Source organism: Microbacterium oleivorans, from assembly GCF_001691565.1.
Taxonomy (GTDB): Bacteria; Actinomycetota; Actinomycetes; order Actinomycetales; family Microbacteriaceae; genus Microbacterium; species Microbacterium oleivorans_B.
Window position 1 is genome coordinate 1473844 of the sequence record NZ_MAYO01000003.1, and the last position, 25359, is coordinate 1499202.

At 68.4% G+C, this 25359-nt stretch carries 31 protein-coding genes, 3 tRNA genes and 1 pseudogene; 13 read left to right on the forward strand and 22 right to left on the reverse strand.

Annotated features, from left to right (window positions below; genetic code table 11):
* The first annotated feature begins 49 nt into the window (after positions 1 to 49).
* On the forward strand, positions 50 to 1282 hold the full coding sequence (ligD, locus tag BBA86_RS09855) for a non-homologous end-joining DNA ligase (protein ID WP_065571401.1): 1233 nt from the start codon (positions 50 to 52) through the stop codon (positions 1280 to 1282).
* Here the strand turns inward: ligD and BBA86_RS09860 are convergent.
* Together BBA86_RS09860 and BBA86_RS09865 are read right to left on the reverse strand one after the other, a co-directional pair.
* Positions 1243 to 2859: a DHA2 family efflux MFS transporter permease subunit gene (locus BBA86_RS09860; RefSeq protein WP_065571402.1), complete on the reverse strand. Its 1617-nt coding sequence runs from the start codon at positions 2857 to 2859 to the stop codon at positions 1243 to 1245. The two genes, ligD and BBA86_RS09860, sit on opposite strands and share 40 nt — an antisense overlap.
* A gap of 67 nt (positions 2860 to 2926) precedes the next feature.
* On the reverse strand, positions 2927 to 3421 hold the full coding sequence (locus BBA86_RS09865) for a metallophosphoesterase family protein (RefSeq protein ID WP_189318450.1): 495 nt from the start codon (positions 3419 to 3421) through the stop codon (positions 2927 to 2929).
* 130 nt (positions 3422 to 3551) lie between these two features.
* Here BBA86_RS09865 and BBA86_RS09870 point away from each other — a divergent pair, with 130 nt between their 5' ends.
* From BBA86_RS09870 to BBA86_RS09880, 3 genes are all read left to right on the forward strand, one after another.
* The gene (locus BBA86_RS09870; protein ID WP_065571404.1) at positions 3552 to 3812 is read left to right on the forward strand and encodes a hypothetical protein; all 261 of its coding nucleotides are present in this window, start codon (positions 3552 to 3554) and stop codon (positions 3810 to 3812) included.
* Between the two features lie 64 nt (positions 3813 to 3876).
* Positions 3877 to 4527 carry a TetR/AcrR family transcriptional regulator gene (locus BBA86_RS09875; protein WP_223247067.1) on the forward strand — a complete coding sequence of 217 codons (651 nt, stop codon included), beginning with the start codon at positions 3877 to 3879 and terminating at the stop codon, positions 4525 to 4527.
* A gap of 86 nt (positions 4528 to 4613) precedes the next feature.
* The gene (locus BBA86_RS09880; RefSeq protein WP_189318451.1) at positions 4614 to 5033 is read left to right on the forward strand and encodes a hypothetical protein; all 420 of its coding nucleotides are present in this window, start codon (positions 4614 to 4616) and stop codon (positions 5031 to 5033) included.
* Positions 5034 to 5099: 66 nt separating this feature from the next.
* Here BBA86_RS09880 and BBA86_RS09885 read toward each other — a convergent pair.
* The 9 genes from BBA86_RS09885 to BBA86_RS09925 all read right to left on the reverse strand — a co-directional run bounded on the left by BBA86_RS09885 (position 5100) and on the right by BBA86_RS09925 (position 10804).
* Positions 5100 to 5173, reverse strand: a tRNA-Met gene (locus BBA86_RS09885).
* A gap of 24 nt (positions 5174 to 5197) precedes the next feature.
* Positions 5198 to 5269, reverse strand: a tRNA-Thr gene (locus BBA86_RS09890).
* A gap of 64 nt (positions 5270 to 5333) precedes the next feature.
* On the reverse strand, positions 5334 to 6641 hold the full coding sequence (locus BBA86_RS14765) for a M23 family metallopeptidase (RefSeq protein WP_065571406.1): 1308 nt from the start codon (positions 6639 to 6641) through the stop codon (positions 5334 to 5336).
* Positions 6642 to 6829: 188 nt separating this feature from the next.
* Positions 6830 to 7618, reverse strand: coding sequence for an inositol monophosphatase family protein (locus BBA86_RS09900; RefSeq protein WP_065571407.1), 789 nt, complete (start codon positions 7616 to 7618; stop codon positions 6830 to 6832).
* 102 nt (positions 7619 to 7720) lie between these two features.
* Complete coding sequence (locus tag BBA86_RS14585; RefSeq protein WP_065571408.1) at positions 7721 to 8743, reverse strand: ABC transporter permease; 1023 nt, start codon at positions 8741 to 8743, stop codon at positions 7721 to 7723.
* Between the two features lie 149 nt (positions 8744 to 8892).
* Positions 8893 to 8977, reverse strand: a tRNA-Tyr gene (locus tag BBA86_RS09910).
* Between the two features lie 87 nt (positions 8978 to 9064).
* Positions 9065 to 9553: an FBP domain-containing protein gene (locus BBA86_RS09915; protein ID WP_065571409.1), complete on the reverse strand. Its 489-nt coding sequence runs from the start codon at positions 9551 to 9553 to the stop codon at positions 9065 to 9067.
* A gap of 40 nt (positions 9554 to 9593) precedes the next feature.
* Positions 9594 to 9908, reverse strand: coding sequence for a hypothetical protein (locus BBA86_RS09920; protein WP_065571410.1), 315 nt, complete (start codon positions 9906 to 9908; stop codon positions 9594 to 9596).
* Between the two features lie 50 nt (positions 9909 to 9958).
* Positions 9959 to 10804 (reverse strand): LysM peptidoglycan-binding domain-containing protein, encoded by an 846-nt coding sequence (locus BBA86_RS09925; RefSeq protein ID WP_065571411.1) that lies wholly within the window; start codon positions 10802 to 10804, stop codon positions 9959 to 9961.
* A 93-nt stretch (positions 10805 to 10897) separates the two neighbouring features.
* Between BBA86_RS09925 and BBA86_RS09930 the strand changes: the two genes are divergently transcribed.
* Entirely contained in the window at positions 10898 to 11389 is a 492-nt protein-coding gene (locus tag BBA86_RS09930) for a YajQ family cyclic di-GMP-binding protein (RefSeq protein ID WP_028497481.1), read from the forward strand.
* A 129-nt stretch (positions 11390 to 11518) separates the two neighbouring features.
* Here the strand turns inward: BBA86_RS09930 and BBA86_RS14785 are convergent.
* Positions 11519 to 12037, reverse strand: a pseudogene (locus tag BBA86_RS14785) (tyrosine-type recombinase/integrase); the annotation flags it as partial.
* 93 nt (positions 12038 to 12130) lie between these two features.
* Here BBA86_RS14785 and BBA86_RS09940 point away from each other — a divergent pair.
* The 4 genes from BBA86_RS09940 (at position 12131) to BBA86_RS09955 (ending at position 14164) form a co-directional block, all read left to right on the forward strand.
* Positions 12131 to 12430 carry a hypothetical protein gene (locus BBA86_RS09940; protein WP_065571413.1) on the forward strand — a complete coding sequence of 100 codons (300 nt, stop codon included), beginning with the start codon at positions 12131 to 12133 and terminating at the stop codon, positions 12428 to 12430.
* Positions 12431 to 12676: 246 nt separating this feature from the next.
* On the forward strand, positions 12677 to 13366 hold the full coding sequence (locus BBA86_RS09945; protein ID WP_065571414.1) for a RelA/SpoT domain-containing protein: 690 nt from the start codon (positions 12677 to 12679) through the stop codon (positions 13364 to 13366).
* Positions 13366 to 13635, forward strand: coding sequence for a hypothetical protein (locus BBA86_RS09950; RefSeq protein WP_065571415.1), 270 nt, complete (start codon positions 13366 to 13368; stop codon positions 13633 to 13635). Before BBA86_RS09945 ends, BBA86_RS09950 begins: the two co-directional genes overlap by 1 nt.
* A 271-nt stretch (positions 13636 to 13906) precedes the next feature.
* Entirely contained in the window at positions 13907 to 14164 is a 258-nt protein-coding gene (locus BBA86_RS09955; protein WP_065571416.1) for a hypothetical protein, read from the forward strand.
* Positions 14165 to 14362: 198 nt separating this feature from the next.
* Here the strand turns inward: BBA86_RS09955 and BBA86_RS09960 are convergent, their stop codons facing one another.
* The 4 genes from BBA86_RS09960 to BBA86_RS09975 all read right to left on the reverse strand — a co-directional run bounded on the left by BBA86_RS09960 (position 14363) and on the right by BBA86_RS09975 (position 16119).
* On the reverse strand, positions 14363 to 14653 hold the full coding sequence (locus BBA86_RS09960) for a hypothetical protein (RefSeq protein ID WP_189318452.1): 291 nt from the start codon (positions 14651 to 14653) through the stop codon (positions 14363 to 14365).
* Between the two features lie 94 nt (positions 14654 to 14747).
* Positions 14748 to 15212 (reverse strand): hypothetical protein, encoded by a 465-nt coding sequence (locus BBA86_RS09965; protein ID WP_141677859.1) that lies wholly within the window; start codon positions 15210 to 15212, stop codon positions 14748 to 14750.
* 65 nt (positions 15213 to 15277) lie between these two features.
* Entirely contained in the window at positions 15278 to 15748 is a 471-nt protein-coding gene (locus BBA86_RS09970) for a hypothetical protein (RefSeq protein ID WP_065571419.1), read from the reverse strand.
* On the reverse strand, positions 15745 to 16119 hold the full coding sequence (locus BBA86_RS09975; protein WP_065571420.1) for a hypothetical protein: 375 nt from the start codon (positions 16117 to 16119) through the stop codon (positions 15745 to 15747). The genes BBA86_RS09970 and BBA86_RS09975 overlap by 4 nt, the downstream gene beginning before the upstream one ends.
* A gap of 368 nt (positions 16120 to 16487) precedes the next feature.
* Here BBA86_RS09975 and BBA86_RS09980 point away from each other — a divergent pair, with 368 nt between their 5' ends.
* Both BBA86_RS09980 and BBA86_RS09985 read left to right on the forward strand, forming a co-directional pair.
* Positions 16488 to 16739, forward strand: a complete 252-nt coding sequence (locus BBA86_RS09980; RefSeq protein ID WP_065571421.1) for a hypothetical protein — start codon at positions 16488 to 16490, stop codon at positions 16737 to 16739.
* Positions 16736 to 17185, forward strand: coding sequence for a BLUF domain-containing protein (locus tag BBA86_RS09985; protein WP_065571422.1), 450 nt, complete (start codon positions 16736 to 16738; stop codon positions 17183 to 17185). Before BBA86_RS09980 ends, BBA86_RS09985 begins: the two co-directional genes overlap by 4 nt.
* 59 nt (positions 17186 to 17244) lie before the next feature.
* Here BBA86_RS09985 and BBA86_RS09990 read toward each other — a convergent pair whose 3' ends face one another.
* Positions 17245 to 18372, reverse strand: a complete 1128-nt coding sequence (locus BBA86_RS09990) for a Gfo/Idh/MocA family protein (protein ID WP_065571423.1) — start codon at positions 18370 to 18372, stop codon at positions 17245 to 17247.
* The gene (locus tag BBA86_RS09995; RefSeq protein WP_065571424.1) at positions 18369 to 19193 is read right to left on the reverse strand and encodes a sugar phosphate isomerase/epimerase family protein; all 825 of its coding nucleotides are present in this window, start codon (positions 19191 to 19193) and stop codon (positions 18369 to 18371) included. Before BBA86_RS09995 ends, BBA86_RS09990 begins: the two co-directional genes overlap by 4 nt.
* A 111-nt stretch (positions 19194 to 19304) precedes the next feature.
* Here BBA86_RS09995 and BBA86_RS10000 point away from each other — a divergent pair, with 111 nt between their 5' ends.
* Together BBA86_RS10000 and BBA86_RS10005 are read left to right on the forward strand one after the other, a co-directional pair.
* Positions 19305 to 19904 (forward strand): TetR/AcrR family transcriptional regulator, encoded by a 600-nt coding sequence (locus tag BBA86_RS10000; protein WP_065571425.1) that lies wholly within the window; start codon positions 19305 to 19307, stop codon positions 19902 to 19904.
* A complete protein-coding gene (locus BBA86_RS10005) occupies positions 19901 to 21106 on the forward strand; it encodes a multidrug effflux MFS transporter (RefSeq protein WP_065571426.1) in 1206 nt (401 codons plus the stop codon). Before BBA86_RS10000 ends, BBA86_RS10005 begins: the two co-directional genes overlap by 4 nt.
* On the opposite strand, the gene BBA86_RS10010 is transcribed toward BBA86_RS10005, so the two are convergent.
* The 4 genes from BBA86_RS10010 to BBA86_RS10025 form a co-directional block, all read right to left on the reverse strand.
* Positions 21048 to 22073 (reverse strand): alpha/beta hydrolase, encoded by a 1026-nt coding sequence (locus BBA86_RS10010; RefSeq protein ID WP_065571427.1) that lies wholly within the window; start codon positions 22071 to 22073, stop codon positions 21048 to 21050. The two genes, BBA86_RS10005 and BBA86_RS10010, sit on opposite strands and share 59 nt — an antisense overlap.
* A 7-nt stretch (positions 22074 to 22080) precedes the next feature.
* Complete coding sequence (locus BBA86_RS10015) at positions 22081 to 23454, reverse strand: FAD-dependent oxidoreductase (RefSeq protein WP_065571428.1); 1374 nt, start codon at positions 23452 to 23454, stop codon at positions 22081 to 22083.
* A gap of 61 nt (positions 23455 to 23515) precedes the next feature.
* Entirely contained in the window at positions 23516 to 24577 is a 1062-nt protein-coding gene (locus tag BBA86_RS10020) for a polyprenyl synthetase family protein (protein WP_065571429.1), read from the reverse strand.
* Between the two features lie 23 nt (positions 24578 to 24600).
* Positions 24601 to 25347, reverse strand: coding sequence for a demethylmenaquinone methyltransferase (locus BBA86_RS10025; RefSeq protein WP_065571430.1), 747 nt, complete (start codon positions 25345 to 25347; stop codon positions 24601 to 24603).
* Between the last annotated feature and the right edge of the window lie 12 nt (positions 25348 to 25359).

The window sequence follows — 25359 nt, forward strand, 5'->3', positions numbered from 1 at the left end:
TCCGCGCAACCCCGTGGCCCACGGGCACGCGCCGCGGTAGACCGGGCGCATGGCGAAGAAGGACGACGCGGTCACCCTCGAAGTCGACGGGAACGAGGTGCGGCTCTCGAGTCCCGACAAGGTGGTGTTCCCGGAGCCCGGGATCACCAAGCGCGAGCTCGCGGAGTACTACCTCGCGGTGGCTGACGGGGCCGTGCGCGGCGTCGCGGACCGGCCGATGGTGCTGAAGCGTTTCGTGAAGGGCATCGATCAGGAGGCGTTCTTCCAGAAGCGCGTCCCCGAGAATCGCCCCGACTTCGTCTCTTCTGCGACGCTCCGCTACGCCTCGGGAACGAGTGCGGAAGAAGCAGTGATCCGGGATGCCGCGGGCCTGGTGTGGGCGGTGGGACTCGGATGCCTCGACCTCAACCCCCACCCCGTCCGCGCCGACGACCTCGATCACCCCGACGAACTGCGCATCGACCTCGACCCGATGCCCGGCGTGGAGTGGTCGCAGATCGTCGACGTCGCCTTCGTCGCGCGCGATCTGCTGACGGACGTGGGGCTCGTCGGATGGCCGAAGACGTCGGGCTCGCGCGGCATCCACATCCTCGTCCGCACCGATCGCGCGCACGACTACGCGCAGGTGCGGCTCGGGGCGCAGGCGTTCGCCCGCGAGATCGAGAACCGCGCTCCGGGTCTCGCGACGGCGCACTGGTGGAAGGAGGAACGAGGCGAGAGCGTGTTCGTCGATTTCAACCAGAACGCGAAGGACCGCACGGTTGCCTCGGCGTACTCCGTCCGTCCCCTTCCGGATGCCCGCGTCTCGATGCCGATCGAATGGGACGCGCTGCGGACGGTCCGTCCAGAGGAGTTCACGGTCCGCACGATGCCAGGTCTCTTCGCGGAGCGAGGCGACGCTCACGCAGGCATCGACGACGCTCCCGGGTCTCTCGAGAAGCTGCTGGCGCTCGCGGACGAGCTCGGCCCCGCCGAACGCGCGCCGCGCGGCGGGGACGGATCGGGACGGCGGAAGTCGACGATGCCCCTCATCGAGATCTCCCGCGCAGCGACGAAGGACGAGGCTCTCGGCGGTCTCGACCGGTGGCGCGCGCGGCACCCCGAGGTCGCGGCGCATCTCTCCCCCGCCGACGTGATGGTGGACGGCATGCGCGGGTCGAGTTCGCTCTGGTACCGCGTCCGCGTGAACCTGCAGCACGTCCCCGACGCCGAACGCCCCACCCAGGAGCCGCTCGAAGTGGACTACGACCCGTGGACGCGCCCCGCCGCTCGCGACTCCTGAGCCTCGTCATCACGGCGCCGGCCGGCTCCGAGGGCGAACGTCGCACCCAGACCGATCACGAGGAAGCCCGCCGCCGTCAGAGCGGATGCGCGGGTGCCGTCGGAGAAGGCGGTGCGCGCGGCATCCGCGACCTGTGCCTGCGAGGGGTCCGCTTCGAGACCGGCGATGGCTGCTCCCGCGGAGTCGACGACGGCGGTGACCACCTTGTCCGCGGCGGCGGACGGGACGCTGGCATCGTCGAGGGACGCCGCCAGCACACCGCCGGTGGTGGTGAACAGCACCGTCCCGAGGATCGCTACGCCGAGTGCCGAGCCGACCTGGCGAGCGGTGGACTGCATGCCCGAGCCCTGCCCGGACTTCTCGACGGGGACGTCCTGCAGGATGACACCCGTGAGCTGCGCGGTCGCGAGCCCCACGCCGAACCCGTACACGGCGAGCGCGGGGATGAGCCAGCCCCAGGCGGCATCCGGTCCGATGATGAACCCGGCCCAGGCGATGCCGATGATCTCGGCCAGGATGCCGACGCGTACCACCACGACTGCGGGCACCTTCCCGCTGGATGCGCCCGCGGCGCCGCTGGCGACGAACGATCCGCCGGCGAGCGCGAGAAGCAAGAGACCCACCTGGAGCGCGTCGAAGCCGAGGACGAACTGCAGCCAGAGAGGCAGCGCGAGAATCAGGCCGAACTCGCCGAGCGAGACGACGAGGGCGGCTATGTTGCCGTTCCGGAACGACGAGATGCTCAGCAGCGAGAAGTCGATGAACGGATCCTGGCCCCGGCGACCGCGACGCAGGCCCCACCAGACGAACAGCACGAGCGCGACGAGGGTGATCCCGAAGGCGAAGGGAATGGGCGAGACGGAGAGCGGCCACTCCCAGCCGCCGATCGTGAGCCCGTCCTCCGCGGTCCACCAGCCGAACGTCCGCCCCTCGATCAGACCGAAGACGAGCGAGCCGAACATGATGACGGACAGCAGCGCGCCCACCCCGTCGATCGACCGCTTCCGGCTCTCGCGCGATTCGGCGACCGTCAGGAGCACGCCGATCACGATGATGATGCCGAGGGGGATGTTGATCCCGAAGGCCCAGCGCCATGAGAACGCCGTCGTCAACCAGCCGCCGAGGAGCGGGCCGACCGCGGCCATGCCGCCGATGGTCGAGCCCCAGACGGCGAACGCGATACCGCGCTCGCGGCCGCGGAACGTGGAGTTGATGAGCGAGAGCGTCGTCGGTAGGATCATCGCCCCGCCGACGCCCTGCACGAAGCGGGCGAGGATCAGCAGCTCACCCGTCGGCGCGAAGCTCGCCAGCACCGAGGAGGCGGCGAAGATCGATACGCCGAGAAGCATGATCCGCCGCCGCCCGAAGCGGTCCGCGAAGGCACCGAAGAGCAGCAGGAGCGAGGCGAAGACGAGGGTGTAGACCTCCTGCACCCACTGGACTTCGGTCGAGCTGATCTCCAGCTCTTCGACGATGGACGGGACCGCCACGTTGACGATGGTCGAGTCGACGATGATGAGCGACACCGCGACGCTGATGAAGACCAGACCCAGCCACCGACGGGAATCCTTCGCCATGAGATTTACCTCGCTTTTCTAGCAATCCGACAGCGATAGTACTCCTCCGACGACGGGGTGCAACCCGTCAGATGCTGCGGAGTTCGACAGTGCGGATGCCGCCGTCCGCCACCTCGACCACCATCAGCGTGTGATCGGGCTGCCGCCTGCGGTCCGTGGGCGATCCTGGATTCAGCAGACGCATCCCGCTCATCGCGGTCGTGTCCCAGGGGATGTGGCTGTGGCCGAACACGAGCAGGTCGGTCTCAGGGAAGGCGGCATCCATCCGCTCCTCGCGGCGCTGCTTCTGACCGGTCTCGTGCACGACCGCGATGCGGACTCCCTCGACCTCGCGCCGGGCCACCTCCGGCAGGACCGACCGCAGATCCTCGCCGTCGTTGTTCCCGTACACCCCGAGGACGTCGCCGTGCTGCTGCAGGTCCGCGAGGACGGATGCCGCGACCCAGTCCCCCGCATGGATGGTGAGGTCGGCGGCATCCGCTTCGCGCCGGACCGCATCCGGCAGGGTCCGCGCACGGCCCGGGATGTGCGTGTCGGAGATCAGCAGCAGTCGCGTGGTCACCGCGGCAGGGTAGCCCAGCCGGGCCCGGGGCGACAGCCCGTGCGCGAGGTGGACCGACGGAGCGAAAGTGGATGTCCATCACCTGGCGCCCCGTGACCCCCGGGCGCAGCCATCCGACGGAAGGAACCCCATGAGCACTCCCGATCAGCCCGCCGACGACGGCATCCGCCTCGACCCGAGCGACGCCCCCACCGAAGACACCACCGTCGGTGACACCGAAGCGGCCGATGCCGAGTTCGAGGGCCGTCTGCCCGACGACATCGAGACCCCGGCGGACCCCGGTGAGACGTATGCCGATTCGGGCATCCAGCCCGAGTCCCAGGGCGAAGACCCTGTGATCGTGGAGCTCGGTGAGGAGGGCGAGGGCGACCTCTCCCCCATCGACGTCTGATCTCCCGTCGGCATCGTGCCCGCCGATGCAAGGGATCGGGAGTGACACGCCGCCCATCGACTCGGTGAGGCGGCGTGCCGCGTTCGATCCCGTGCGTCCGCCGACGGATCAGGATGCCGGGCTTCCGGCGCCGCTGACCCGCGGCGCGCAGAAGGTGCTTGCCGCAGCGAGCCGGCTCTTCTACGAGCGTGGTATCGCCTCTGTCGGTGTCGATGCGATCGCCGAGCATTCCGGCGTCACCAAGCGCACCCTCTACGACCGGTTCGGGTCGAAGGACGCACTCGTGCTCGCGTATCTCCGCGAGCGGGATGCCGCGTGGTCGGCACGGTGGGAAAGACGCATCATGTCCTCCCCCGGGCCGCGGACCCTGACGGTCTTCGACTCCTACGCCCACGACGTAGACCCGGTCGGCCACGGCTGCGCGTTCCTCAACGCGGCCGCGGAGCTGCCGCCTGACCACGCCGGGTGGAGCGTCATCCGCGACCACAAGGCCAGGGTCGCGCACCGCGTCGGCGAGCTGGTGGCCGAAGATCTCGGCGAGGATACCCCCGAGATCGCGGGGACGATCTTCCTCATGCTCGAGGGCGCCATCGCGCATCAGCGCGTGGACGGTGATTCCCGCCGACTCGCCGACGCGCGCCGGCTCGCCGATACGCTCCTGACCAGCCACCGGTGGCACCGTTCCCGATCGATCTGTGACAGATTCGGTCCATGATGGCCAGAGCCGGACGCCGAGTCCCTTTCTCATTCGTCGATGTCACCGTTCACACCCTCACGACGTGGGCTCTCGCATCGATCCTCGTGAGCGCCTACTGGGTCGTGGAGTTCACGGCTAACGGCAGCGGAGGTGACTACCTCGGGGCGTTCATCACCGCCAGCATCCTCGCTGTGTTCGTCTTCACGTGGTTCGGGTCTCCACTGGCCTGGCTGACGGGGCGTGCCCTGCGCTCCGTCACGGCGAGATGGGTGCACGTCGCCGTGTTCTGGGCGCTGGGCGCACTCGCGTCCGTGCCCGTGATGTGGCTCATGATCCCGTGGACCGGGCTCGACGGCGAGCCGCATCTCGGGCCTCGGATAGTGGGAGCGGCCGCACTCTGCGGCGCATTCGCTGCGGCAGGGCGCGCACTGGCGTTCACCGCTCGCGCACGCCGCGAGCGGCGGCCACCGCGCCCCGCTGACCCGGAGGATGTGCTCCTCGACGCTCAGGAGTCGGGCCGCTGACCTTCGCCCGTCCGCCCCGGCGAGCGGAAATAGACAAAACCCCCGGGTGGAGCCGGGGGTTTTGCGTAGCGGGAGCGGGGCTTGAACCCGCGACCTCACGATTATGAGTCGTGCGCTCTGACCAGCTGAGCTACCCCGCCGTGGCGCATCTGAAGGATGCTGCGAGCCCCGAGTCAGGATTGAACTGACGACCCCTTCCTTACCATGGAAGTGCTCTGCCACTGAGCTATCGGGGCGTGCTGCCCGCAAGCGGGCAACTAGAAGAGGATACCAGAGTCGCGGCATCCCTCTGTAACCGGGTCAGCCTCGCGTGTGCTCCTTCAGCCACGGAAGCGGATCGATGCGCGTGGTGCCGCCGATCAGCACCTCGAGGTGCAGGTGGGGGCCGGTGGACTTGCCGGTACTGCCGACCTGTCCGATGACCTGGCCGGCCTTCACGGTCTCGCCGGGCGAGACGCGAAGGGACCCGTACTCCATGTGCCCGTAACGGGTCGACACGAGCTGACCGTCGATGATGTGGTCGATGACGACGGTCACACCGTAGTCGCCGCCGGCCTCGGTCGCGATGCGGACCGTTCCCGCGGCGACCGCGTGGATCTCGGCTCCCCGGCCGGGGGTGAAGTCGGTGCCGTGGTGGGCGCGCGAGAACTTCGAGAGGTAGGACGTCGAACCGAACTGCGCCGAGATGGGCACGCCGACGGGGAAGGGCCACTGCACGGCTGCCGTCGCGTCGTTCACCCAGGTGCCCGCGAACTTGGTGACACCGGAGTCGGCGGCGACGTCGGCCATCGACTCGATGTCGTACTCGTCGGATCGGGCGAGATCCTTGGCCGCCGTGGCAGAGCCCGCGACGTACGCCTGGATCTCGGGGGCATCGACGTCGGTCGCATCGCTGGCGAGCGTCATGTCGCCGCGAACCTCCTGGCCGAACGCGCCGACCGCGGCGACGGGCGTGGTGGTACCGATCGCGAGAAGGCCCACCACGCCGACGACGCTGACCGAGAAGGATGCCGCGGCGACACGCTTGAACATGACCCGGCCGCGGCGGGGTCGAGCGGGCTGGTCGGCCATGCGCACCCGGGTCGTGGGCTTCGGCTGCTCGTCGGCCTCCGCCGCCGCTCGGGCGACCTGGATCGGGGTCTCGCCGGTGAAGGAGAACACCTTGGCGGCGAGCTCGAACTCGTCGATGCTCGACGTCGCGTCGTGAGCGGACGAGTGAACAGAATCCGCGGCCGGGAGGACGATGGTCTCGTCGAGGAACTCCCGCACGGGAACCTCGGGGACCGGGACCGCGGGGGCGGCCGGCCGGGACGATCGGCGACGCCGCGGAAGAGCGGCTGCAGCTGCCTCTGCGACGACGGATTCAGCGATCGACGCCCGCACTTTGGTCGCCTCCGGCTCGACAGCGACGGATGAGGCGAAGACAGGTCCCGAGAGGGCCGGCTCTGCCGCGCCGGCGTCGACGACGGAAGAAGCGTCGCGCGAGCGGCGACGGCGCAGGATGGGAGCCTCTGCCGCGTGAACTGTCGCGGCGGCCTCGCCTGCGACGCCGGACCCGTCAGCCTGTCGCCGGTACTCCGCGCGGGTCAACGGCGCGGAGCCGGACACAGCGGGTCGCCGGCTGCGACGCGCTGCGGGCGCGTCAGTCGGGGTGGCATCGAAAGTCAAACGTGCGGGCTCTCGCGTAGAGCGGCCGGGGGCCGCGGGCTTCAGGGGTCGATCTCCTCCGCTCGGGCAGCGAAGGTAACGATCAGATAAACACGCTACACGACGGAGGCTGAGAATGGGGTCCCTGTTCACACACCGATCGTCGCGACCAGCCGTTCGAAGAGCTCGGGACCCGCAGCGATGGTCATCTCGCGGCCCGGGGCGCCGCCGGGAGCCCCCGTGATCAGTCCGCCCGCCTCGGCGACCAGCAGCCCACCTGCCGCGTGGTCCCAGGGATGCAATCCCCGTTCGAAGTAGCCGTCCAGCCGGCCGGCGGCGACGTAGGCCAGGTCGAGCGACGCAGCTCCCGCGCGTCGTAGGTCGCGCAGAAGCGGCATCACGGCGGCGACCCGGGCGAGGTCTTCAGCGTGGTGCTTCGGGTCGTACCCGAACCCCGTGGCGACGAGCCCACCGGCTTCGCCCACGCTCGACGCGGAAAGCCGGTGCTCGCCCAGCCACGCACCGCCGCCTCGGATCGCGTGGAAGGTCTCGTCGACAGCCGGGTTGTGGACGACCCCCGCCAGAGCGGTCCACGTCGGCGGCGTCGGGTCGCCCGACACCGCCGCGATGCTGACGGCGTAATGCGGCATCCCGTAGGCGTAGTTCACGGTGCCGTCGATGGGGTCGACGACCCAGGTGATGTCGGAGGTCCCTCGCTCGGCGCCGGACTCCTCGCCGAGGAAACCGTCGTCCGGCCGCTCCGCGGCGAGACGGGCACGGATGAGCGCTTCGACCTCACGGTCAGCCTCGGTCACGATGTCGGCGAGCGCCGACTTGGTGGCGGCGATCGCGACGCCTTCCTCACGGCGCGTGCGGGCGAGTCGGCCCGCTTCGCGAGCGATGTCCAGAGCGAGATCGGCGAGCGCGGCGGCATCCATCCCTCCACGGTACGCCGCCGGGGGCCGACTCCCGCGGAACGCGGAACCGCCCGCGACATCCGGCCGATGGCGAGGTGTCACGGGCGGTTCGCGCCGTGCTGGTCAGTAGCGCGGCGGCGGCGGAACGTCCGGCGTCCCCGGAGCCGGGGGCATCGGCGGCGCCGGCTGGTCGGGGTGCGCGGGCGGAGCAGGCGGCGCGGGCGGAGCAGGCTCGCCGGGTGCGGGCGGAGTTGGGCCCTCGTTGTGCTGCGGAACCGGAGGCGCGGGGGGCACGTCACCGCTCGCACCGTAGGCCTGCTGCGGGTAGGTCGGCTGGCCGGTGTAGTAGGCGTTCCAGTCGGGGCTGCCGTCGGGCATCACGGGAAGCGGGGTACGACCGTCCGCATAGGTCGGCCAGGCCTGGACGGGTGCCGACGGCGCGGCGTCCTGCGCCGCGTACGGCAGCTGCTGCGGGTAGCCCGGTGCACCGTATCCCGCAGCGCCGTAGCCGATGGCCTGGGGGCGTTCCTTCTTCGGGGCGAAGAGGGCGTTCACGAGCGGGACGAGTGCCGTACCGACCGCGGCGAGGATCGCCGCGGAGACGAGCACGCGCCAGTAGATGTCGCGGAAGTCGACGAACTCACCGAGCATCAGCGGGATCACGAGCATGAACGCGAGGATGACGACGAGGCCCATCGTGACGTACGCCACGATGCTGGTGAACGTCGTCTGGTGGCGCGTGAACGACTTCACGTAAAGACGGATGTGAAGGAGAGCTCCCTGCAGGACGAGCAGGATGACGATGTACTTGAAGAACCGCTCGACGCCGACGCCGTAGTTGTCGCCCGCATCCGGCATCCAGATCAGGAACGCGCCGATGATGAGCGCGATCACCCACGACACGATGCTGGCCAGCGCGAACCACGCCGGTCGGCGAGGGGCGAGGGATGCCTCGAGGATCGACAGTCCGGCGAAGGCCGCCAGCAACAGGATCGTGAGGAACGCCCGCCCGACGATGCCGGCGGAGTCGCCGACGATGACCCAGACGACGCAAACGATCGCGGCAGCGATCAGCGCGCCGATGGCGACCCAGATCGCTGCTCTGAAGATCTTGCTCGAACTGGGGGCGGTGATCGGTTCGCTCATCCTCGACATCCCTTCGGCGGAGGCCTCCCCCCGCCCTCGCTCCCATCCTGTCAGACCGCGCCGTCCGTCAACGGAATGTCCACAGGGGTTGCTCGACCCGCGGCGGGAATGAGAAAGAGCCACGGATTGCTCCGCGGCTCTTCATGAGGTGGTGGCGAGTGAGGGATTCGAACCCCCGAATGCAATGCAGTCTGATTTACAGTCAGATCCCTTTGGCCGCTTGGGTAACTCGCCAGGTGCGCACCCGCCCGGCTTTCTCAGTCGACCGGAGGCGCGATCACCGATACTACCCTCCCCGAGGGCTTGTCGAAAACCGAGCCGTCAGGCGGCCGTCGCGACGCGCTCGACGAAGGATTCGAGGCGGTGTCGAGTGCCGTCGATCCGCCGATCGACGCTCGCGCGGATCTCGCTCGGCGCGAGCGGCGCGGCGATCCGCACGTTGTCGTGGCAGGTCAGATCGGCGCACACGTAGGTGCCGACACTGTCGCCGCGATCACCGGCATCCCCCGCACGTCGCGCGGTGAACATCGTCACCTGATTGCCCGGCTGCATCGTGTGGCAGATGTTGCACATCGCCGAGCGCGCGTGGGCGGCGCCGTTCGCGGCCCGCAGGACGATGCCCGTTGGCTCACCGCCGATCTCGGCGACGACGTAACCCCGGCTGCGCGTCGTGGGGTCTCGCCAGGCGAGGAAATCGAGGTGATCCCACTCGAGGATCGGAAAGTCGTGGGGCAGTTCGAGACGTTCCCGCTCGTCTCTCGTCGCATTGACGAGCACGTCGCGCAACTGGTCCTCTGTCAGCGGCCGCATCACTCCAGTCTACGAAGCGGGGGATGCCGCGGCTCCGTCGTCAGCGGCCGATCGCGAGGATGATCGACGCGGCGCCGACGAGTCCGATCCCCAGGACCGTGCCGATCGCGGGCCAGACGAACCCACTCCGACGGACGCCGGCGAAGACAAGACCGACGATTCCGGCGAGCATTGCCGCCGAACCGCCCGCGACCAGCATCGCGAAGGTGACGATGAGAAGCCACCCGTACTGCTCGTCCACCGTCGCGACAAGGAAGAGGACCAGGAAGGTAGGCAGGACCGACAGGACAACGATGACGCCAGCCGCGATGCCCCAGGCACGCTGCGCGAGCTGAGGGGATGCGGGCGTGCTCACCTGGTCAGAGTAAAGGCGCGAGCCGCGCGGTCATGTTCGGCGCGCGGTGGTCATCCCTTCGCCTCGATCGACCGGCTCGTCGGGCGAAGCTGCACGCGGTCTCCAGGTTGCAGGACGCGCTCCGGCCCGCCGGCCTGATTGAACTGCTGCACGGTGATCGCGTCGACGCAGAACCGGTCGCCGATGCCGCGATACGTGTCACCCGGCTGGACTGTGTAGAACGTCGGTGCCCCGTCGACCTTCTCGACCGGCCCCTCCGCGTACTCCCCCACACCCGAGTCGACGAGCTTCCCCGTCATGCTCACGGCGATCCGACCGGACGAATCGGGCTCGGACAGCTCGATGCGCGCGATGCCGTCGCAGTCCTGATGAGTGCGGTAGCCGCCCTTCTTCGCCTCGTTGAGAGCCAGCGCGGTCTCCATGCCCTCGGGGAGGATCGCGAGGTAGTCGCCCTCGTAGATGTCGCCGGCCCCGTCGAACGCGTTCGCGGCGTCGAACTCGCCGCTGTCGAGGCAGAACCGCTCGACGATCGCCCAGTACGAATCGTTCGACACCACGCGGTAGACGGTCGCGAGCCCCTTCGCGTTCGACCGCTCGACGACACCCGTCGCTCCGGGCGAGATCGACCCGCGATCCTTCCCGGGTGCGACGCCGAGGCATTTGCTCTCGGGCGGGGCGGGAGTGGTTTCGACCGGGGCGGGCTCGGAGGGCTCCGGAGTCGGCGTGGGCGTCGGCGTCGGGGTCGCTATGCGCTCCGGGGTGGCAGACGACGACGGCGCTTCCGCGACCACCTCGTCGGTCGGGATCATGCCGATGACCGCCGGCGCCGCGAGCGCCAGCAATACCACCACGGCCCCCACGGCGATTCCGAGCATGATCTTCCCCCGACGATCCATGCCTCGACGCTAGCGGTCCCCGATCACGGGCGCGCAACGATGCGGATGCCGGGACCCGCGGCATCCGCTCGGTACAGCGGTACCCTCGAACGCATGGCATCAGACTCTTCGTTCGACGTGGTCAGCAAGGTGGATCGTCAGGAGGCGGACAACGCCCTCAACCAGGCGCGCAAGGAGGTCGAGCAGCGCTACGACTTCAAGGGCACCGGCGCCTCGATCGAGTGGAGCGGCGAGTCGATCCTCATCAAGGCGAACAGCGACGAGCGGGCGAAGGCCGTGCTCGACGTCTTCCAGTCGAAGCTGATCAAGCGCGGCATCTCGCTGAAGAGCCTCGAGTCCGAGGACCCGCAGCCGTCGGGCAAGGAGTTCCGTCTCGTGTCGACGCTCAAGGAGGGCATTTCCTCCGAGGACGCGAAGAAGATCACGAAGCTGATCCGCGATGAGGGACCCAAGTCGGTCAAGGCGCAGATCCAGGGCGACGAGCTGCGCGTGCAGTCGAAGTCGCGCGACGATCTGCAGGAGGTGCAGCGGATGCTGAAGGCTGCCGACCTCGACGTCGACCTGCAGTTCATCAACTACCGGTAGCGCTACCCCGCTGACCTGGGGTTCTTTGTTCTCGGTCCGCAGCGAGTCCGCAGGACGCACCACAGAAGCCATGAACTCGGCCGTCGCGGCTCTGGTGCGGTCCTCGGCGGAGGGCCACAGGTGGCTGTAGACGTTCAGGGTGATGCTCGGCTGCGAATGGCCGAGAGCGCGCTGAACGGTCACGACGTCGCACCCGGCAGCGATGAGATTCGACGCGAAGGTGTGCCGCAGGATGTGCAGCGTCACATCCTGTGGAAGCCCGGCTTCCTCGCGGACGCGGCGCCACTCTTCGCCGGCGCTGTTGCGCTGCCAGAGTCGCCCGAGGGGCGTGCGGAAGAGTTGCTCGCCCGGGTCGCTCAGCGACGCTCGAACGACGTGCACGCTGAGCGAGGCGGTCAGTTCGGCGGGCACGCAGATCGTGCGCTCACTGCCGTACTTCGGCGGCACTAGCGTCGCTGACGTGTTAGTCGCGCCCTGCACCTGTCGGCGCACGTCGATCGCGCGAGCAAGGAACTGCACGTCGCCGACCTGTAGGCCCGACGCCTCACCCAGCCGCAGGCCAGCGAAGAGACACACCTCGACGAATGGCCGGAAGTCCTCCGCCACGTCTAGGATCGCCCGGATCTGATCGAGGGTGAGGGTCCGCATCGCGACGTACGCACGGCGGGCTCGAGGCGCCTTCACGGTCCCGGCCAGGTTCGAGGAGATCACGCGGTCGAGCACGGAGCGGGCGAATACCGCGTGTGGGCTGAGGACGAGACCGGCGGCGAGGCGTATATTCCGCTGCACCCGTCGAAGCGTCGGCGGTCTGAGCAGATCCTGGCGGACACCGCACGCCGGTTCGGCGGCACGTACGTCTCCGGCGACGCAGCATCTTACGCGCAGTGCGCCGTGGTCGGCGAGACGGCATCCGCCGGGCACCTCCTGCCCAACATCACCCAGAAGATCGTCTTCGTCAACCCGACCGTGCGTGACCCCGAGAAGGACGCAGCGAAGGCCGGGCGCGTGCTCGGCGGCATGGTCATGGGAGGGATGCCGTGACGTGACGACGCGCCATCATGGACTAACGAACCACCCCCGCTCCGCCTCACGGCTGGGCGGGGGCGGTTTCGTCGGTTTCAGCGGAGCCGTGGCGCGCTCTGGAGCATCAATCGCGGCGAAGGCTCCCACAGACGTGCAGAGAGCGCCGACCTGCATGGCGCGCGTCAGCGACACAGACCTCGACAGCGTGCCTCCCGGATATACGCTCCGGATATACGCTCGCCTTTGGAAGGGACGATGACTGCGGTGAACATCAGCAGCTCGCAGGTGAACAAGGCCGGGTCAAGGATCCGGAAATTCTTGCGCGGCGAACTCGAGGACCGGGCACAGCTCGACCACGCCATTCGGGTGATCGAAGCCTTCCGGGCGGCGCATCAGTACCCATTGGTCAAGGCCAACAACGGCCTCCGTTCGATGATTTCAACCGAACGTTGCCAGGTAGAGGTGTCCCAGCGAATGAAGCGCTTCATGACCATTCTCGACAAGCTTCACCGCGAACCGACGCTGGCTCTCTCTCGCATGCAGGATGTCGGTGGGTGTCGCGCGATCTTGTCTAGCGTGGATGAGATCAGGCGAGTGGAGGCCCGCCTGCGCAAGCGGCGTCCGGTGGTGGGTTACAGCGACTACATCAGCAATCCACGGGCTTCGGGGTATCGCGGAGTGCACGTCGTGGTGGAGTATGATAGTAGATGTATCGAGATCCAGTTGCGTACCCGGCTGATGCATCTGTGGGCAATTACGGTCGAACGTCAGTCAGCACTGATCGGAGAGAATCTCAAGCAGGACGGTTCACACGACGTGCAGCAGTTCATGGCTGCCATGTCCGAAGCGATGGCCCTTGATGAGTCCGGACAGGCTATCCCCCAAACGCTCCTAGCTAGTATTCAAGACCTTAGACTTCGAGCAGACCCCTACCTCGCGAAAGGAACCGTGTAATGGCCGCGATCCAGCACTTCATCTTGGTGTTCGATCACACGAAGGGACGCCTGATACAGGACCCGCTTGCGTTCGGTGAGGACAGCAAGAGTGCTCTGGCTCACTACTCTGACCTGGAGCGCACCTACCGGGAGAACCCGAACATGGACATCGTCATGGTCGGTTCCGACTCGATTGAAACCGTGAAGGTTACCCACGCGAACTACTTCGACGGGACTGCGGCGTTCGCCAAATATCTCAGGGAGATCGAGCTCAGCCGCTCTGTCTGAACCCCCAAGGACGAACCGCCCCCGCTCGGCCTCACGGCTGGGCGGGGGCGGTTTCGTTGTCACACGACCGCGAGGAGCACAAGCTTCACAATCTCGACGATGCCTCGGACGATGGTCCGCACGTTGCGGTGGTTCATGCCATCACCTCCATTTCTGCCGGCAACCCGGCAGCCGTGAAGTCTCTATTATTGGGAGCTCACGAGGGCGGGGATGCTGGCACGAATTACCCTGCGGCGACTGCCGTGTCGGCGATCGGCGTGAGGATCGGCGGATGCCCGACTGGCACCCGATGCTCGCGACCGAGGAGCGCACCCCGGGGGTGTGGACGATGGTCGCGCCCGACGGTGTCGAGTATGGCCGGGTCGAGATCCGCCGGGCCGGCAACGCCGTCTTCTATCGGTGCTGGTTCCGCGACGTCGAGCTCGAGCCCACCCACACTCTGCGCAACGCCGCGGCGCGCGTGCACCATGCGTTCATTGGGACGATGGCCCCGGGGTATCAGCCGGGGAAGACGCACCCCGGAGCGTAGCCCCCGCGCACCTAGGCTGGCCGCGTGCAACTCGACGATGACCTCGACGCCGGCGCTCAGCCGACGTGCCCGACCTGCGGGACTGTCATGCGGGAGACTGACGGTTTGTACGAATGCGCCCGGGGTGGCGCGACGATCGATATCCCGTTGGTTGAGCGGCCACGTGGCGGTGACGGACTGCCCGCGGTCTGCTGCGGTCTATTTCTCAGCACCACCGTGTGTGCGCTCCGTCAGGAACGCGGCCAACGCATCTTCGCCGACGCGTTGATTCTTGCGGGTGTCGCCGAGTTCGATCACTGCGAGCTCCCCCTGCTGAATGCGAGCGTAAACCCAATCGACGCCGGCGCCGAGCCGTTCGGCGACTTCGACCACCTTGAACAGGCGTGGGACGGAGCTCACAGGTGCCTCCAGTGCATGGGGTGCCGGTGGGTGCGTTTGCAGCCAAATCCTGGCGTACTCCTCGTATGCCTCGACCAGGCACTCCTCCATCGTCGGAGTGCGATTCTCTCTGACGTACGCCGGAACACTCAAGCGACGGCCTCGACCTTGGTGCGCGTGAGAAGGTGCGCGAGATGACCGGGCATCAGGCGCGGGTGTAGTCGGGTGCGACGCCCGGAGACGACCGCGGCACGTCATCGGGATCCGAGGGCCGGCCGCCCAGCGCGTGCACAAGCCACATCCCGTACTCGGGACGCCAGACGAGCGTGAGCCACAACGCGGGATACACGACACGATCCGCTGTCTCCTGTCGTGCCTCAGGCTCGTTGCGGAGGATCTTCACGTAGGCGACGTCAGGCGCATCGGCGGCGGGTTCGGGGTATGAACCCATCCCCCAATCCTGGACGGCCTCGACCGCCGCCTGCGCCTCGCTGAAGTCCCCCCAGGCGGCGAGCGACTCTGGGGTCACGACATCGGAGAACTTCTCGACGTCGAGAGGGTCCTGCTGGATGAGTTCCATGAACGCGAGAGCGGGAAGGAAAGGCTCTGTCAGGCCATAGCCCGCGATGGAAGCAGCAGCGTCGTCGGAGGCGTCCCAGGAATCGCTCATGCGGCCGATCGTAGCGGCGGAGTGGAGCAAGAGATCTGCACGCCACCCCGGCTCACCCACTTACTTCAGTAGCCCTCTTCGGCTTCGGCGTTTTTCGCCTTCGTGGGGAGCGGGACAACCTGGACTGCGGGATCGCCGCGCTTGACGACTGACTCGGAGGCGTCGATCTCCTTCTCTGCGAATCCATCGCTGGACCGGAGCGTTTCTACCACCTGCTTCTCCGGTTCGTAATTGTCCATTCCGAGCAAGCTCGCTGCTCGGTACACCGAGAAGCGATTCCCGACCTCCGGGATCGTGATCGTGCGAAACGTCCTCCCAACCGCCATGTGCGGTTGCACGCTCACGACCTTGACCTCAGTCTTCGGCCACTCGACGTTGCCCAACGGCTCGTTCGTGTCTGGGTCGGTGATCTGGATGCCGCCCGGGTAAAGGATCTTGAATCGCATGCCGATCTCTACCCCCTCCTCCGCGCCGACATTCAGCACCAGCTCGCGCTCGTTGAGAACAGTTGCGACCTTTCCCTCGATGCGGCTCATTGGTCCTTCTCCTGGAGTTTCTTGATGGCTTCGGGATGGAACTCTGCCCAGTCGAGAGCGGCGCTGGCAACACCTTCTTCGATCCCGGCTAGCTCGACTGTGAGCAGGCCCATGCTCGACTTCATCTCGCTCGCGGTGGCATTCTCGTACGCCGTTTCAGCTCGAACACGAGCTCGTTGGGTGGTCGCAGTCAAGTCAATCAGCCGACGGACGGCTGTTCGAGCGAGCGAGGGGTCGGCCCGGCCAATGCTGCCAAACGTGAACGCGCTGCCGCCTTGAAGCACGGCAGCGAGGATGACCAGAAGCGCACTCACGAGGGGAGTGCTCACCGTGTCTTGGGGCAGGCAGGCGAGGAAGATCGTGACGCCCACTCCGGCAGCGAACAGTGCGACGCCGAGTACGACGCGCCCACTCGGCCGCTTCTTCGATGGCTGATCGTTCCCCACTCGCTCATGATGACGCACGGCGAGGAGCGCGTGCGAACAGACTCGCGGGGCAGTCCGCACTCAGTCCGCAGGATCCTCAATGTCGAGCAATCACATGTAATTAGTCGCAATCAAGAAATCCCTTGCCTATCGGCAGTCGATGACCTGGCCAATCATCAGCAATCATCGGGTTGCGATTCATCAACTACCGCTGACGCGCGGGGAAGTACCTCGTCGGGGTTGTCAAGCCCGGGTGGACCGCCCTCCCCCTCGCCTACCGTGGCTAGTCAGCACCACGAGCAAGTGAGGTTTCCGTGCCCGAGCACCACTCAACCCCCGGCACGGTCTGGGCCCGCGTCGAAGACGGCTTCCACGTCGGCAGCCGCGACGGCAACTTCCTCGGCTACATCGAGCGGGGCACCGACGGTCGGTACGCGGCCTTCGACATGCGGTCGGCTCTGATCGGAACGTTCGCCGACCTGGTGTCGGCGATGCGCACGCTCTCGTCGGCTCCGACGTCCGCACCGGGCGCGAACGGCATCCTCACGATCCGGGAGAACCGATGACCACCACCGACGACACCGTGTTCTCCGTCGTGTACTCCAGTACCGCGACCGAGCCGTTCAGCGACGAGGCACTCGGTGACCTGCTCCAGCAGTGCCGGGACGCGAACGCGGAGCGGGACATCACCGGGATGCTGCTGTACCGGAACGGCCGCTTCATCCAGATCCTCGAGGGTCCTGAGCAGGCCGTCCGCGAGACGATGGGCAAGATCGAACGCGATCCGCGCCACGACCATCTGCGCGTCCTCATCGACGAATTCATCGAGGAACGCAACTTCGCCGAGTGGACGATGGGCTTCGAGCCCATCACCATGCCCGACAAAGACGCTCCCGAGGGCTTCCGCGACACCTTCGACGACCTCGAATCGCACGGCGATCCGTCGGCCACCCTGCGCGCCGCACGCGAACTGAGCCTCTGGTTCCGCGTACGCGCGCAGCAACCGCGCTGACGAACGAACGACGGCCCGGACCCCTGCGAGGGGATCCGGGCCGTCGCCCTGTCAGCTGATCAGAGCGTGCTGGCGAAGGGGTCGAAGTCGACCGGCACCGCGGGCACCGGCGCGACCGTGCTGTCGATCTCGAGGTACTGGCCGGTCTCGGCCGAGTCCTGTGCCGACAGCAGCACATCGAGCACGTGGAAGCCGAGCTCGCCGGTCGCGACGTGCGTGCGGCCCTCCGCGATCGCGCGGACCATGTCGAGGACACCGAGACCACGGCCGACGACCGTGCCCTTCTGCTCGACGTCGATCCACTCCTGCTCGGTCTTCATCCCGTCGCGGAAGACGCCGAGCGGCTTCACGTAGCGGGTCGGACCGTCGAAGCGGTTGGGGTCGGGCAGCACGATCGAGCCCTCGGTGCCGTGGATCTCCACGACGCCGTGACGCTCGAGCGCCGAGTCGAAGCTCAGCAGGTGCGTGCCGTGCTGGCCGCCCTCGAAGGTCGACAGGACCTGCACCGACGAGGGCACCTCGACGGGGAAGGTCTCCCCCGCGCGGGGACCCGTGTGGATGTGACGCTCCGTGCGGAAGCGCGATCCGCGGGCCGCGACACCGGCGATCGGTCCGAGCAGGCTGACGAGCGCCGAGAAGTAGTACGGCCCCATGTCGAGGAGGGGACCGGCACCCTCCGCGAACAGGAACGCAGGCTCGGGATGCCACAGGTCGGGGCCCTGCGTCTGGAACGCCGTCTGCACGAACAGGGGCGTACCGATGACGCCCTCGGCGATGGCGCGCTTCGCGGACTGGAAGCCCGGGCCGAGGATGGTGTCGGGCGCCGAGCCGACGCGGACGCCGGCAGCGTCGGCATCCTTCAGCAGCTGACGAGCACCCTCGCGGTCGAGACCCAGCGGCTTCTCGGTCCACACGTGCTTGCCGGCGGCGACCGCCTGCGACGAGACCTCGATGTGCGACTCAGGGATCGTGAGGTTCACGACGAGCTCGACCTCGGGGTTGCCGAGGACGTCCTCGAGTGTGCCCCACGAGGGGACGCCGTGCTCGTCGGCCTTGGCCTTGGCGCGCTCGGGGATCAGGTCGCCGATGGCGACCACCTTCACGTCGGGGAACGACGTGAGGTTCTCGAGGTAGGTCTGGCTGATGACACCGGCACCGACGATGCCGACTCCGACGGGGCCGGTCATGCGATGAACCCGCCGTCCTTCAGGAAGGCGTACGACGCGGCGATGTCCTCGAACACGTCGCCGGGAGCCTTGTCGTACTCGATGACGGCGTACTGGATGCCGGTGCCGGCCTTCAGCGATGCAGCGAGCGGGACGTCGCCGGTGCCGGCGCGCAGCTGCTCGAGGGAGTCAGAACCGAACTCGGCGGCGCCGGGGGCCCACGGGTTGGATGCCGGTGCGATGCCGTCCTTCACATGCACGGCGATGAGACGGTCACCGAGCTTCTCGACGAGGGCCGGCACGTCCTGTCCGCCGGTGAGCGCCCAGAACAGGTCGAGCTCGATCTGGACGCGGTCGTCGGTGAGCTCGAGGAAGCGGTCGTAGGCGGTCTGCCCGTCGAAGGACTTCACGAACTCCTGCGCGTGGTTGTGGTAGCCGACGGTCATCCCGAAGCCGGCGGCCGTTTCGACGAGGCGGTTGAGCCGCTCGGCGATGTCGGCGACGCCCTCCTCGGTGAACCAGCGCTCTGCGGGCACGAACGGGTCGATGACCGTGGTCATGCCGATCTTCGCTGCGGCCTCGAAGACGACCTCGGGAGCGGGAGTGGGGATCGAGCCGTCCGGCGTCCAGAGCTCGTCCGACAGCAGGGGCGCGTGGCCGGTGGGCGAGGCGAGGCCGCTGGCGTCGAGCGCCGCGCGGATCTCATCGGGACGGCGGACGAAGTCGAACGCTTCGACGTTGCGCAGGCCGAGAGCAGCCAGCTTGTCGAGCGATCCGGACATGTCCTCGCTGAACTCTTTGGCGAGCGTGTAGAGCTGGACTGAGGCGAGTGGCAGAGCCATGGGCCTTCCTTCGTAACGTCGTTGTCGGATGCCGCGGGGCGGCGTGGCCACGACGATATCAGAATTAACCTCCAGGTGGAGGTTTTCTTCCCGCCGCCCTACTCTGTCCCCATGGGCGCAGACGAAGACGCGGTGATCGGTCGCCGCGGATCGCGGCCGAAGGGCGTCGCCCGTCGGCAGGAGATCCTCGACCGCGCCATCGAGGTGTTCCGCGAGCGGGGCGCCAGCGGCACATCGCTCCGCAAGATCGCCGAGGCCATCGGGGTGTCCCACGCCGCTCTCCTGCACTATTTCGACTCGCGCGAGCAGCTGCTCGTCGCCGTCTACGCGCACGCCGAGCAGAACCACGAGAATCCGCCCGAGCTCCGCCCCGGCATCGACACGATGATCCACGCCGCACGGCGCAACGTCGACATCCCGGGTCTCGTGACCCTCTACTCCACGCTGCTCGCCGCGTCCCTCGAGGACGAGGAGGGCGTCGGACGGGACTTCTTCACCGCCCGTTTCGAGGGACTCCGCAGGTCCATCACCGAGAGCCTGCGGGTCCAGCAGCGCGAAGGCCTCGTGCGGGACGACGTCCCCGCCGAGCACCTCGCGGCCCTTCTCATCGCGGCATCCGACGGTCTGCAGATCCAGTGGCTGCTCGACCCCGACGTCGGGCTGGAATCCACGCTCCGAACCCTCGGCGCGCTGCTGCGCCCACCGGCATGACCCCGCCCCAGCTCACCCGAGGCCTCGTCGTCGTCCTCGGGTTCCTGTCTGCCGTCGGCCCCTTCGCGATCGACATGTACCTCGCATCGCTCCCGCAGATCGCCGACGAGCTCGAGGCCGCACCCGCCACGGTCCAACTCACGCTGACGGCGTTCCTTCTCGGCCTGGGGGCCGGACAGCTCCTCCTCGGACCGCTCTCGGACATGTGGGGTCGCCGTCGCGTCCTCCTGCTCGCAACGACCGCGTTCACCCTCACAAGCGTCGCCCTCATCGCCTCACCGAACATCGAGGTGTTCATCGGCCTGCGCCTGCTGCAAGGGCTCTCGGGCGCCGCGGGCGTCGTGATCGCGCGCGCCATCGCCGTCGATCTCAGCACCGGGCGGACCGCCGTGCGGGCGCTCAGCCTCATCGCGACGGTGGGCGGGCTCGGCCCCCTCGTCGCTCCCCCGATCGGCGGCCTCGTCGCGTCGTTCTCGGGGTGGCGCGGCGTGCTCACGGCCCTCGCCGTCATCGCCGTCCTCATGCTCCTGCTCGCCTGGCTCGTCGTCCCGGAATCGCTCCCCGGGGAACTCCGGCACACCGGTGGCCTCCGGGCCATGCGATCCTCGTTCGGCCACTTCCTGAGGGATCCGATCTACCTCGGATACACCGGCGCCTACGTCTCCGGCTTCGCGGGCCTGTTCGCCTACGTCGCGGCATCCCCCTTCGTCGGCCAGGTCATCCTCGGCATGCCGCCCCTTCTCTACGGGCTCGGCTTCGCCGGCGGCGGTGCCGCGCTCCTGATCGCCAACCTGATCAACGCGACGTATGCGCCACGGATCGGACCGGAGCGGATGCTGGTGGTCGGCGCGTCGCTCGGTGTCGCATCCGGGGCGGTCATGACCGCGGCGGCGGCCGCTGGCATCCTGTCCATCCCGCTCTTCCTGGCCTGCGCGTTCACGACGATGGGCGCAGCGGGGCTGACGTTCGGGAACGCCAACGCCCTGGGCCTCGCCCGCGCGACGGCGAGCAACCGCGGGGCGGGAGCGGCGCTCATGGGCGCGTGTCAGTTCGCGGTCGGTGCGCTCGTGACACCGGTCGTAGGTCTGTGGGGCGAGGAGACGGCGCTGCCGATGGCGTGCGTCATGCTGCTCGGCGCGGTGATCAGCCTGACGCTCGGGCTCGCCTCGAACCGCGCGAGCGGCCGAACACACCCCGCATGAGCCAGCGCTCGAGGCTTCGGTAGGCGTCGGCCCGTGGAGTGGGGCGCGAGAGGAAGATGTCGTGGATGCCGCCCTCGATCCGCGCGAGCGTCACGTCCCGCCCGATGCGGGTCGCCGCACGGGCGATGTCGTCGACGACGAGGACGGAGTCGCTGCCGGTCATCTCCGCGTTCCACGCGAAGGGGTTGGTCGATTTCGTGGAGAGGATGACGATCGTCGGGCAGCCGACATCGACGCCCGCCGACACCCGCCGGTGCCCCTCGACGATCGCCGCCAACCAGCCGGGGTGCGTGGGGAAGCCGCGTTCGGGTCGCCATTCGCGCCGGTACCCACGCACCGGGAGAGCGCCGACCTCGGTCTGCGCGCGGGTGTAGAAGCCGAGGTCGACGACGGGGTGCGCACCCATCGGGTCCACTCGGGCGCGCATCTGGACGAGCGGCGACAACGCCTGTCGGCCCAGGGTGCCCAGCTGCAGTTCCAGCCACGGGCTGTTGAGGACGAGTGCGTCGAGCCGGCCGTGATGACGTGAGGCCCAGAGCGTCGCGGTGAGCCCGCCGGTGGAATGTCCCATCATCACCAGTCGGCGACCGCCACGAGGTTCATCGAGCGGATGCCCCATGGCCGCCAGCGCCGCGGCGATGTCGGCGTCGTAGACGTCGAGCGAGGTGACGAAGCCGGGCGTCTGACCGGGGCGCAGACTCCGACCGTATTTGCGGAGGTCGAGGGCGTGGAATCGGGCTCCCAGCGACGCCCAGAACCGGGCGAGCTCCACCTGGAAGAAGTAGTCCGACCAGCCGTGGAGGTAGATCACGTCGACGTCGCGCAGCGGACCGGTGAGGCCCGCGAGCCTCGGCGGATCGAGACGGACGAGCGTCGCGACGACCTCGCCTTCCTGGTCGCTGCCCAGCGGCAGCGTGAGGCGCTCGAACGGACGCCCCAGGACGTCCTGCTCCCAGCCGCCGGTCATCGCGTGATCACTCCCCGCGCGAGACCCGCACCATCTCGTCGCGGTCGACGACCTTGATGCGCTCGCGCTCGTGCGGGGCGCCGAGGGCGACCTCGTGCTCGTCGAGTCGGTGCCAGCCGTCGAGATCGGTCCAGGCGACCTGACGCTCGGCGAGCAGGGCGATGATCGCCTCGTCGGACGGGTCCTCAGGGCTCCACCACGATGCCTGGTCGTTGATGAGGTGACGGATGGTCTCCATCGCGTCGGACTTGGTGTGGCCGATGAGACCCACCGGTCCGCGCTTGATCCACCCGGTCGCGTAGACGCCGGGGACACGCTCGTTCGAGCCCTTCTCGACGACCTGACCCTCGTGGTTCGGGATCACGCCGTGGCGCTTGTCGAACGGCACGTCCGGCAGCGGCGAGCCGAAGTAGCCGACCGCGCGGTAGACCTGGCCGACGGCGATCTCGCGCATCTCGCCGGTTCCCTCAACCCCGCCGGACCCGTCGGGACGGGTGCGCTCGGTGATGATCGAGGCGACGCGGCCGTCGGCATCCTTCGTGATCTCCACGGGACGCGCCCAGAAGTGGAGGTGGAGGCGGCGGCTCGCCTCGCCGCCGGCGTTGTTGACGCTGGGCCGCTTGCGCCACGACTGCAGCACGCGGTCGATGACCATGACCTGCTTGTTCGACGCGATCGCCGTTTTCGAGGCCTCGTCGTAGTCGAAGTCCTCGTCGTAGACGACCATGTCGACGTCGTTCAGCTCGCCGAGCTCGCGGAGCTCGAGAGGGGTGAACTTCACCTGCGCGGGACCGCGCCGACCGAAGACGTGCACGTCGGTCACGGGAGAGGCCTTGAGCCCCTCGTAGACATTGGCGGGGATCTCGGTGGGGAGGAGGTCGTCCGCGTGCTTGGCGAGCACGCGCGCGACGTCGAGAGCGACGTTTCCGTTCCCGAGGACCGCAACGGATGCCGCATCCAGCGGCCACTCGCGCGGGAAGTCGGGGTGGCCGTCGTACCAGCTCACGAAGTCGGCGGCCCCGAAGGAGCCCTCGGCGTCGATGCCGGGGATGTCGAGATCGGCGTCCTTGATCGCACCGGTCGCGAAGATGACCGCGTTGTAGTGCTTCTTGAGGTCGGCGAGGGTGATGTCGGTGCCGAAGCGGACGTTGCCGAAGATGCGGATGTCGCCGCGGTCCAGCACGTCGCGGAGGGCGTTGATGATGCCCTTGATGCGCGGGTGGTCGGGCGCGACGCCGTAGCGGACCAGTCCGTACGGGGCGGGCAGGTGGTCGAACAGGTCGATCGAGACCTCGAACTTGCGCTCGGCCTTGAGGAGGATGTCCGCCGCGTAGATGCCGGCAGGTCCTGCGCCGACGATGGCCAGCCGAAGCTTGGTCATGGGTGTCCTTTCCGAGAGCCCGCGTGCGGGCCTGACGAAGAAGCGGCGAATCCGCCGGGTTTCAGCTGGAGCGGTCGACGACGACCTGGGCGAAGCGTGTCAGCGCCTCGCGGACCTGACCGTCGGGCAGGGGCGCGAGAGCGGCAACGGCACGGTCCGACCACTCATGCGCGAGCCGGCGGGTCGCCTCGGTCGCGGGGTGCACGCGAAGCTGCGCGAGCGGCTCGTCGAGGATCGCGGGGTCGGCACCGTCGGAGATGCGAGCGACACCCTCGTCGATCGTGACCTTCAGCGCCTGCGAGGCCGGGTCGGTCGCGCGACCGAGGAGCAGGTACGGCATGGTCGGCACGCCGGCGCGCAGGTCGGTTCCGGGCACCTTGCCGGTCTCGGCCGGATCGGCCGACAGGTCGATGACGTCGTCGAGAAGCTGGAAGGCGACGCCCACGCGCTCACCGAACTCCCGGACGGGGGCGGCGTATTCGTCGGATGCGTCGGAGAAGACGACCCCTGTCTCGGCGGCGGCGGCGATCAGCGAACCCGTCTTGTCGCTGAGAACCTGCAGGTAGAACTCCACCGGGTCATCGCCCGGCTGGGCACCCACGGTCTCGTGCATCTGTCCGAGGACGAGGCGCTCGAACGTGTCAGCCTGAAGCCGGATCGCCCGCTCGCCCACCTGCGCCATGAGCTGGCTGGCGCGGGAGAACAGCAGGTCGCCCGTGAGGATCGCGACGCTGTTGCCCCACACGGCGTGAGCGCTGGGGACGCCGCGACGACGGTCCGCTTCGTCCATGACGTCGTCGTGGTACAGCGAACCGAGGTGGGTCATCTCGAGCGCCGTGGCGCCCGCGAGGACGTCGTCGGTGACCCCGGAGCCGAGCTGCGCCGTGAGGATCGCCAGCATCGGCCGCATCCGCTTTCCGCCGGCCTCGTAGAGGTAGCGGGACGTGACGTCGGCGAGCGAATCGCCGACCTTCAACTCACCGGCGAGGCGGGCTTCGACGAGGTCGAGCCCCTCTTCGACGGTGGTGAGGAGCTTCCGCATCCGCGGTCCCACGAAAATGCGTTCGGTGACGCCGAGTCGGCTCGCGATCTGCGAGCCCGGAGTACCGGGTCGGGGGGTCATGGCTCCAGCGTACCCGTCGCGCTCTAGGCCTGGTCCGGGGTTGCGGGCTTGCGCGCCCGGTGCAGGGCGACGATCCCGAAGCTGAGGTCGCGCCAGGCCACCTGCTCCCAGCCCGCCTCGCGCATGCGACCTGCGAGGGCACGCTGGTCGGGCCAGTCGCGGATCGACTCGTTCAGGTAGTCGTAGGCGGCCGCGTTCGAGCTGAAGGCGCGGGCGACGACGGGCAGGATGCGGTCGTTGTAGAAGCGGTAGAGGCCGCGCATGAGCGCTGCCGGCGGGTGTGAGAACTCGCAGATCACGAGCGTGCCGCCCGGCTTGGTGACGCGCAGCATCTCGCGGAGCGCCTTGTCGGGATCATTGACGTTGCGGAGGCCGAACGAGATCGTGACGGTGTCGAACTCCTCGTCGGCGAAAGGCAGGGCCGTCGCATCGGCCTCGACGAACGACAGGTTCGGGATGCCGCCGTGCCGCCGCTTCCCCTCCGCGATCATCCCCGCGGAGAAATCGCCCGCGACGACGTCGGCGCCGCTGCGGGCGAGGGAGACCGAGCTCGCCCCGGTCCCGGCTGCCAGGTCGAGGATGCGCTGACCGCGCCGCGGTGCCACGGCTCGCGTCGTCGCGATGCGCCACAGCTTGTCGTTCCCGAGGCTCAGCACCGTGTTGGTGCGGTCGTAAGCGGGCGCGACCTCGTCGAACATGCCGCTGACGCGGGCGGGATCCTTGCCGAGATCCGCGCGGGTGGACGGGGTGCGGGAGGGCTGGTCGGTCACGTACCGAGCCTA